Raw genomic sequence first — 7,829 nt, 5'->3', positions numbered from 1 at the left:
GGATCGCCCCACACACGTCAAGAAAGCACCCCCCCACCCACCCCCCCCCCCCCCCCCCCCCCCTCTCCCCCCCCCCCCCCCCCCCCCCCCCCCCGCTCCGGGAGGGCGTCAGCCCCGGTGTGCCGCTATCAGCTGCCGGTACCAGTGGTAGCTGTCCTTGGGGATGCGCTGCTGGGTGTCGTAGTCGACATGTACGATCCCGAACCGTTTGGCATAGCCGAGGGCCCACTCGAAGTTGTCCAGCAGCGACCAGACGTAGTAGCCGCGTACGTCGACGCCCGCGTCCATGGCTCTTCGCAGAGCCGTCAGGTGACTGTGCAGATAGGCGACGCGGTCCGGGTCGTGGACGCCGCCGTCCTGATCCACCGCATCGTGCTCGGCCGAGCCGTTCTCGGTGATGTGGACCGGCGGGAGGGCCTGGCCGTAGGTGTCCTTCAGGGCGGTCAGCAGGTCGGTGAAGGACTCGGGCACCACGGGCCAGTTCATGGCCGTGTGCCGCACGTTCGGGTAGGGCATCTCCCGGTAGCGGTTGTCCGTGGCGACGCGGTGGGAGGGGTCGGGCTCGCGGTAGGGGGCGTCGGCGACCACGATCGGCCGGTAGTAGTTGATGCCCAGGAAGTCCAGCGGCTGGGCGATCAGATCGAGGTCCCCCTCGCGGCGGAAGTCCTGGCGGGTGATCAGCTCGCCCCAGGTGTCCTGCTCGGTCGCCGGATAGCGGCCGGCGAGGATCGGCTCCGTCCACACCAGATTGTGCTGGGTATCGGCGCGCAGGGCGGCCGACAGGTCGGCGGGCGCCTCGCTCGCGGGCACGTTCCGGTCGAGGTTGAGGGTGATGCCCGCCTCCCGGACGCCGGCCGCGCGCAGCGCTTTCATCGCCAGGCCGTGGCCGACGAGCAGGTGATGCGCGGCGGCCAGGGCGCCGGTGCCCTCCTGGGCGCCGGGTGCGTGGCGGCCGACGGAGTAGCCGAGGAACGCGCTGCACCACGGCTCGTTGAGGGTGATCCAGCGAGGTACGCGGTCGGCGAGGTGCTCGGCGACGATCTGCGTGTACTCGCCGAAGCGTTCGGCGGTCTCGCGCACGCGCCAGCCGCCTCGGTCCTCCAGGGCCTGCGGCAGGTCCCAGTGGTAGAGGGTGGCGGCCGGTTCGATGCCGGCTGCCAGGAGTTCGTCGACGAGCCGGGAGTAGAAGTCCAGGCCCTTGGCGTTGGCGGGGCCGGACCCGGTGGGCTGGATGCGGGGCCAGGCGATGGAGAAGCGGTACGAGTCGACTCCCAGGTCGCGCAGCAGGGCCACGTCCTCGGGGTAGCGGTGGTAGTGGTCGCAGGCCACGTCGCCGGTGTCGCCGCCGTCGACACGGCCCGGGGTGTGGCAGTAGGTGTCCCAGATGGAGGGGCCGCGGCCGTCCTCGTGCACGGCGCCCTCGATCTGGTACGAGGCGGTGGCCGCGCCGAAGACGAAGTCGGAGGGGAAGAGGGGCAAGTCGCTCATGAATGGCCTTACTTGACGGAAATCGCCTTACTTGACGGATCCGCCGGTGATACCGGCGGCGATGTACTTCTGGGCGAGGACGAGCAGCACCGCTGCCGGGATCGCCGACAGCACGGATGCGGCCATGACCGAGCCCCAGTCGCCGACGTGCGCGCCGATGTACTGGTAGATGCCGAGGGTGACCGGCTTGACGTCGTCGGTGGTGTTGAGCGTGAGCGCGAACATGAAGTCGCTCCACGCGTACAGGAAGGAGAACAGACCCGCGGTGATCAGGGAGTTGCGGCTCATCGGGAGCACGACCTGCACGAAGGTACGCAGCCGTCCCGCGCCGTCGACCTCGGCGGCCTCGATGACCTCCTGGGGGATGGCCACCATGAAGGAGCGCATCAGGACGATGGCGAAGGGGATACCGAGCGAGGCGTCGGCGAGCATGAGGCCGAAGTAGGAGTTGACCAGGCCGAGATCGACGTACGCGCTGTAGAGCGCGTTGGCGATGACGATGCCCGGCACCATCTGGGTGATGAGCGTGCCGAAGACGATGGTGCGGGTGCCGCGCAGCCGGAACTGGGCGAGCCCGTAGGCGGCGGGGGCGGCGATCGCCAGGCAGATGGTGACGGCGCCGAAGGCGACCGCGAGCGAGGTCAGCAGGTGGCCGCCCTGCTCGCGGATCGCGGAGGTGAACCCGGACAGGTCCACCCCGTGCGGGACGGGCGAGACCTCAAGGAGGCCGGACGCGGGCTGGAGGGCCGTGTTGAGCATCCAGTAGAGCGGGAAGAGCATCACGCACAGGATGAGTACGCCGACAGCGGTGGCACCCCAGCGGCGCTTCGCCCTGGCGGCGGGCCCCTGGGCGGCAGGTGTCTGGGTGGCGGGTGTCTGGGCGGCGGTGGTGGTCGCCATGCCGGTCACTTCCCCTCGGAGCGGTTGGCGCGCAGGTAGAACACCGCGAAGACGGCGGAGATCAGAATCAGGACGTTGCCGACGACGGCACCCGCGCCGAAGTCCAGCTGCACGAAGGAGTTCTGGTAGGTGAGGGTGCCCAGGGTCTGGGTGGAGTCGGCGGGGCCACCGTCGGTCAGGGCGAGGATCAGGTCGAGGATCTTGACCGTCGACATGAAGCCGAGAACCAGCACGACGGTGATGACCGGCTTCAGCAGGGGCAGCGTGACCGAGCGGAACGTGCGCCAGGCGGAGGCGCCGTCCAGGGACGCGGCCTCGTGCAGCTCCTTGGGCACCTCCTGGAGGCCTCCGTACAGGATCACCATGTTGAAGGGGATGCCGATCCAGATGTTCACCAGGATGACGGAGAACAGGGCCATGCCGGGGCTGGTCAGCCAGGGGGTGGCGCCGCCCAGGCCGAAGGTGTCGAGGAAGGAGTTCAGGACGCCGGTGTCCTGGTCCAGGATGCGGCGCCAGACGATGCCGGAGACGACCATCGGGACGAGCCAGGGCAGCAGGATCAGGGAGCGCAGCACCCCGTTGAGCGGGAATCTCCTGGTGAAGAACACGGCGAGCGCGAGGCCGATGCCGAACTGGCCGATCAGGGAACCGATGGTGAAGACGACGGTGTGCCACAGCGCCTTGCCGAACAGGTCGTCCTTGAAGACCTTGCTCCAGTTGTCGGTGCCGTTGAAGGGGGCCTTGCCGTCGAAGAAGGTGGAGGGCGAGTAGTCCTGGAAGCTCATCAGGATGTTGCGCACGAGCGGGTAGCCGAAGAAGAGCAGCATGAAGAGGACCGCGGGCGCGATGAAACCCCATTGGGAGAGCCTGCGGCGGCGCCGGGCGCGTGCCGGGTCGGGCTTCTTGGTGGTGGTCATCGGGTGATCGGCGGCGGGCGCGGTCGCGGAGGCTGTGGTGGCCGACATGTTCGTCACGTCACTTCCCGCTCGTGGCGCGCTGCTGGGCGCGCTTCAGCGCGGCCTCGCTGGACTGCCCGGTGAGGGCGGACTGGAAGGCGCTCTGCAGGGCGAGCGACACGGACGACCACCGCGCGCCGACCTTGGCCGTGCGCGAGCGCGCGGTGGCCACCTGGTCGGCGAGGGCGTCGAGTTCGGGCACTTCCTCGCGCCAGAGGGCGGCGGCCTTCTCGTTGGCCGGGACCATCCAGCTGTTGCGCGCGTAGGTGATCTGTTCCTTCTCGCCGGCCATGCAGTCGATGATCTTCGCGGCGGTCTTCTCGCGCGCGGTGTCGCCGGTCCTTGGCACGGTAAGGACGGCGCCGCCGAGCGGGCCGACGGAGTCGTCACCCGCTTTCGGCACGGGGATCCGGGCGATGCCCCAGTCCAGTTTCTTCTTGGTGTTGAGGGTCTCGACCTGCCACGGACCGTTGATCATCATTGCGGCGTTGCCCGCCATGAACTGGTCGTTGACGTCGGCCTGGGTCCAGTTGACGGTCGACTTGGACAGCGAGCCGTCCTTGATGAGGCCCTTCCAGTAGTCGAGCGCCTGGGCGACCTGCTTGCTCGCGAGGTGCGACTCGTCACCGCCGTTGGACCACATGAACGGTGTGAACTGGAAGACGCCGTCCTCCGCGCCGCCCGCGCTCAGGGCGATCCCGTACTGCCTGTTCCGGGTGAGCTTCTTGGCGGTCTGCCGCATCTCGTCCCAGGTGGTGGGCACTTCGAGACCCGCCTTCTTCAAGGTGTCCTTGTTGTAGAACAGGGCGAGGGTGTTCACCGTGCGCGCGGCCCCGTAGTAGGTGCCCTTGTAGGAGCCGAAGTCGACGATGCCCCGCGGTATGTCGCGGGTGGACAGGCCCAGCGTGCGCAGGTCGATCAGGCCGCCGGCCTCGGCGAACGTCGGCATTTCGGAGGCGTCGAACTGGATGACGTCCGGCAGCGACTTCGAGGACGCCATGCGCAGCGACTTCGTCATGACCTGGGCGGCCGGCACGCTCTGCTGCTCGATGGTGATGCCGAGCCGCTTGCTGCAGCGGGACAGGGTGGCGGCGTCCCAGCCGTGATACGAGTCGTCGGTCGACGAGTTGAGGACGGTGTAGACGTCGTCGTCGCGTTGCTGGCCGCAGCCGGCGAGCGCCGCGGTGGCCACGAGCGCGGAGACAACGGTGAGCGGGACCGTCGCCCGCCGACCGGCACGGCGGCGCCTGACACGCGCGCGCTGCGGTATGTGTGCTGCTGTCACGGTGGTTGCCCTTGCCTGGGAGGGGTGGCCGGCCCGGCGGGACGCCCGTGTCCCGCCGGGGGTGTTCGCAGGTCCCGGTACGGCTCCGGCCTGTGCCGTACGGGCTCGATCGCGGGGTGCACGGATCAGCGCACGCCGATCAGCTGCTCCATGGCGAGCCGGTCGAGGTGCTCGACGGCCATGGAGCGCTGGGCGGCGGCGTTCACGTCGTGGTTCTCGTACGCGCCCTGGTCGGCCGGGAGTTCGGCCAGGCCCTCAGCGGCGGTGGGCTGTACAAGCTGATCAGGGCGGGAGTCGTACGGCGCCTGCCACACCTGGGCGTCGGGCCGGAACGCGGCCGATCGCCCCTTGTGGATGGGGTAGTTGCGCATGCGGTTCTTCGCGGACTCCATCACGCCGTCGACACCGTAGGTGCGCGCCGGAGTACGGGTTCGACGAGGTTCAGCGCTGGGTGGGTGGTGTCGCCGAGAAGGTCGTTGTCCCGCCAACCGACGGTCCACAGACCGAACGTGAAGGTGCCTTCGGGGGTGGGGGTGAAGCGGTCGGACATGGTGCGGCCCTTTGCTGCGGGTTTGTTTTCTGACATGACTAATACGCCACCAAGCGCTTCGACGCTAGACCTCGGAGCCAACTTTCGTGTCCCGAAGAAGCCTTCATCACCTGGCGCTATCAGGAGTCGAAGCGCTTCCGCGATCACATCGAAGAGAGGCCCTTGCCGTTTTGTTTTCTGTACGATCAAATGGCGAGGGCAGCTACTTCACCTTCAAGATCACACGCCAGTTGAGGGGCTCCACGCCGCCGACCAGCGTCGTCATCGGCAGAGAGTTCGCCGCGGTCCGCTCCACGACCACACCCCGCCCCGTCCCCCTCGACCAGGGACCTGGCGTCGGCCGCCCCCTGCCTCCGACGGTTCCTGCGACCCGAACTGCCACCCCGCACCACCCTGAGGAAGATCATGAAGTTCACCGACGGCTTCTGGCTCATGCGCGACGGGGTCGAGGCCTCGTACGCGACCGAGGTCCGCAGTGTCCGGGCCGACGCCGACCGCTTCACCGCCCACGCCGCGATCAAGCGCGTCGAGCGGCGCGGCGACACCCTCAACTCCCCTCTGCTGACCGTCGACTGCTTCTCCCCCGCCGAGGGCGTCATCGGCGTGCGCACCACACACCTGGCGGGCAAACGCCGCCTCGGCCCGGACTTCGGCCTGCCGGGCGCCGACACCGGGGTCGGCCAAGTGCGCCGCGACGGCGACATCACCGAGCTGACCAGCGGCCCCCTCACCGCACGCCTGGACCAGGCCGCACCCTGGGCGCTGTCGTTCCATGACGCGGACGGCCGGGAGGTGACATCGGCAGGCCGCAAGGGCACAGCCTTCTTCACCACTGGCGACGGCGCGCATCACATGGCCGGGCGGCTGGCGCTCGGCGTCGGCGAACAGGTCTACGGTCTGGGCGAACGCTTCACGCCGTTCGTCAAGAACGGCCAGGTCGTGGACATGTGGCAGGCCGACGGCGGCACGAACAGCGAACAGGCCTACAAGAACGTCCCGTTCAGCCTGCACCTCTCCCCCTCCGGCGCATACGGCGTGTTCGTCAACCACCCCGGCAAGGTGAGCTACGAGATCGGCTCGGAGTCGGTCGGCCAGATGCAGTTCAGCGTCCAGGACCAGACGCTGGAGTACTTCATCGTCGCGGGCCCCACACCCAAAGACGTCCTGCGCCGCTACACCGCGCTCACCGGCCGCCCCGCACTGCCGCCGGCGTGGTCGTTCGGACTGTGGCTCACCACCTCTTTCACCACGCAGTACGACGAGGAGACGGTGACGTCCTTCGTCGACGGCATGGCCGAGCGCGACATCCCGCTGAGCGTCTTCCACTTCGACTGCTTCTGGATGCGCGAGTACCAGTGGTCGGACTTCCAGTGGGATCCGGATGTCTTCCCCGACCCCGAGGGCATGCTGGCCCGGCTGAAGGGACGGGGACTGAAGATCTCCGTATGGATCAACCCGTACATCGCGCAGAAGTCCGCCCTGTTCGACGAGGCCGCCGCAGCGGGACATCTGGTGAAGCGGACCAACGGCGACATCTGGCAGTGGGACCTCTGGCAGGCGGGCATGGCGCTCGTCGACTTCACGAACCCCGAGGCCTGCGCCTGGTTCCAGGGGAAGCTGAAGGTGCTGCTCGACCAGGGCGTCGACTGCTTCAAGACCGACTTCGGCGAGCGCATCCCCACCGACGTGCTCTGGCACGACGACTCCGACCCGGAGCGTATGCACAACTACTACACGCACCTGTACAACCGCACCGTCTTCGAGCTCCTGGAAAAGGAACGCGGCACGGGCGAGGCCGTCCTGTTCGCGCGTTCGGCGACGGCGGGCGGCCAGCAGTATCCGGTGCACTGGGGCGGCGACTGCTGGTCCTCGTTCGGTGCGATGGCGGAGTCGCTGCGCGGTGGTCTGTCACTGTCGCTGTCGGGCTTCGGCTTCTGGTCGCACGACATCGGCGGCTTCGAGGGCACTCCGGACCCGGCGGTCTTCAAACGCTGGCTCGCCTTCGGCCTGCTCTCCTCCCACAGCCGCCTGCACGGCTCCAGCTCCTACCGGGTGCCGTGGGAGTTCGGCGACGAAGCCGTCGAGGTGACACGGCAGTTCACACGGCTCAAACACCGGCTCATGCCCTACCTGTACGGCGCCGCGGCCGAAGCACACCTCACCGGCGTGCCGCTGATGAGGCCCATGCTCCTCGAGTTCCCCGAGGACCCCACCGCCCGCGGCCTGGACCGGCAGTACATGCTCGGCCCCGACCTGCTCGTCGCCCCGGTCTTCTCGGCCGACGGCGACGTCGAGTACTACCTGCCCCAGGGGACCTGGACCCACCTCCTGACCGGCGAACACGTCCAGGGCCCGGTCTGGCGCCGCGAGCGGCACGGCTTCGACAGCCTGCCCCTGTACGTCCGCCCGGGAGCGGTCCTGCCGCTGGGCTCCGACACCCAACGACCCGACGGGGACTGGCTCGACGGCCTCGCCCTGCTCGTCACCCCCGACGCAGAGCAGGTGACGGTCACCGTCCCCGACCACACCGGCCGGCCTGCCGCCGCCTACCAGGTGACGCGCGATTCGTCGGGCACGGCGGTGACCGTGACTCCGCCGGAAGGACGCGGCGCTCCGCGCCTGGTGGGGTCGGCTGGTCTGTGAAGTCCGA

Annotated in this window: 7 protein-coding genes; 1 reads left to right on the top strand and 6 read right to left on the bottom strand. The window is 68.8% G+C overall.

Translation table 11 applies throughout. The features are described from left to right. Positions 1 to 108 precede the first annotated feature (108 nt). The 6 genes from ACZ5CR_RS26495 to ACZ5CR_RS26470 form a co-directional block, all read right to left on the bottom strand. On the bottom strand, positions 109 to 1,488 hold the full coding sequence (locus ACZ5CR_RS26495) for a GH1 family beta-glucosidase (protein ID WP_468861672.1): 1,380 nt from the start codon (positions 1,486 to 1,488) through the stop codon (positions 109 to 111). A 27-nt stretch (positions 1,489 to 1,515) separates the two neighbouring features. Beyond that, on the bottom strand, positions 1,516 to 2,388 hold the full coding sequence (locus tag ACZ5CR_RS26490) for a carbohydrate ABC transporter permease (protein WP_468861670.1): 873 nt from the start codon (positions 2,386 to 2,388) through the stop codon (positions 1,516 to 1,518). A 5-nt stretch (positions 2,389 to 2,393) separates the two neighbouring features. Next, entirely contained in the window at positions 2,394 to 3,305 is a 912-nt protein-coding gene (locus ACZ5CR_RS26485) for a carbohydrate ABC transporter permease (protein ID WP_468861763.1), read from the bottom strand. Positions 3,306 to 3,363: 58 nt separating this feature from the next. Beyond that, the gene (locus ACZ5CR_RS26480) at positions 3,364 to 4,629 is read right to left on the bottom strand and encodes an ABC transporter substrate-binding protein (RefSeq protein WP_468861669.1); all 1,266 of its coding nucleotides are present in this window, start codon (positions 4,627 to 4,629) and stop codon (positions 3,364 to 3,366) included. Positions 4,630 to 4,754: 125 nt separating this feature from the next. Continuing rightward, the gene (locus ACZ5CR_RS26475; protein ID WP_468861666.1) at positions 4,755 to 5,021 is read right to left on the bottom strand and encodes a hypothetical protein; all 267 of its coding nucleotides are present in this window, start codon (positions 5,019 to 5,021) and stop codon (positions 4,755 to 4,757) included. Beyond that, the gene (locus ACZ5CR_RS26470; protein ID WP_468861663.1) at positions 5,021 to 5,215 is read right to left on the bottom strand and encodes a hypothetical protein; all 195 of its coding nucleotides are present in this window, start codon (positions 5,213 to 5,215) and stop codon (positions 5,021 to 5,023) included. The genes ACZ5CR_RS26475 and ACZ5CR_RS26470 overlap by 1 nt, the downstream gene beginning before the upstream one ends. Before the next feature lie 369 nt (positions 5,216 to 5,584). On the opposite strand from ACZ5CR_RS26470, the gene yicI reads away from it, so the two are divergent. Next, the gene (gene yicI, locus ACZ5CR_RS26465) at positions 5,585 to 7,822 is read left to right on the top strand and encodes an alpha-xylosidase (protein ID WP_468861662.1); all 2,238 of its coding nucleotides are present in this window, start codon (positions 5,585 to 5,587) and stop codon (positions 7,820 to 7,822) included. Positions 7,823 to 7,829 lie beyond the last annotated feature (7 nt).

It is taken from the genome of Streptomyces sp. NPDC031274, assembly GCF_055570235.1.
The sequence above is the reverse complement of the archived record's forward strand: the minus strand, read 5'-3'. Positions and strand labels throughout refer to the sequence as shown.